The organism is Delftia sp. ASV31 (assembly GCF_016428765.1).
Lineage (GTDB): Bacteria > Pseudomonadota > Gammaproteobacteria > Burkholderiales > Burkholderiaceae_C > Comamonas > Comamonas acidovorans.
On the sequence record NZ_JAELTK010000322.1, the window covers coordinates 1 to 301 of the forward strand.

At 76.4% G+C, this 301-nt stretch carries 1 protein-coding gene; it reads right to left on the reverse strand.

Annotated elements, in window-relative coordinates; all coding sequences use genetic code 11:
• Nucleotides 1–119: 119 nt before the first annotated feature.
• A partial coding sequence (locus JHD82_RS30205) for a hypothetical protein (RefSeq protein WP_233174972.1) occupies nucleotides 120–301 on the reverse strand: 182 nt, incomplete at its 5' end.

Here is a 301-nt window from a genome sequence, read left to right on the forward strand (position 1 = left end):
CAGCGCCAGCGACACGGCCACCATGCCGAAGGCCAGCAGCGCATAGCCCACGCCGTCGAAGCGCTTGACGGCAAAGCGGTCGCCCACCGGCATGAAGCGCAGCGTGGCGGCCAGGCCGATCAGGCCCTGTCTCTTATACACATCTCCGAGCCCACGAGACGCTGACGTTGATCTCGTATGCCGTCTTCGGCTTGAAAAGGGGGGGGGGGGGGGGGGGGGGGGGGGGGGGGGGGGGGGGGGGGGGGGGGGGGGGGGGGGGGGGGGGGGGGGGGGGGGGGGGGGGGGGGGGGGGGGGGGGGGG